This is a genomic window from Clostridioides sp. ZZV15-6383 (genome assembly GCF_020657735.1).
GTDB lineage: Bacteria > Bacillota > Clostridia > Peptostreptococcales > Peptostreptococcaceae > Clostridioides > Clostridioides difficile_D.
Genome location: NZ_JAGWCV010000203.1, coordinates 1 through 281, shown reverse-complemented (window position 1 = coordinate 281; position 281 = coordinate 1). Strand labels below are relative to the sequence as shown.

Annotated in this window: 1 protein-coding gene; it reads left to right on the top strand. The window is 27.8% G+C overall.

All coding sequences use genetic code 11. The features are described 5' to 3' along the window. A partial coding sequence (locus tag KGF42_RS19465; protein ID WP_227826936.1) for a transposase occupies positions 1–281 on the top strand: 281 nt, incomplete at both ends.

Sequence of the window (281 nt, the reverse complement as noted above, 5' to 3'; positions counted from 1 at the left end):
ACTTGCTAAATTACAAAGAGAATTATCGAGAAAAACAATCGGTAGTTTAAATAGAAATAAAGCAAGGTTAAAAGTTGCAAGACTTCAAGAACATATAGCTAATCAAAGAAAGGATTTTCTACAAAAACTATCTACTAAACTAATAAAAGAGAATGATATTATTTGCATAGAAGATTTACAAGTAAAGAATATGATTAGAAATCGTAAACTATCTCGCTTAATTTCTGATGTATCATGGTCAGAGTTTATTCGTCAATTAGAATACAAGGCTAATTGGTATG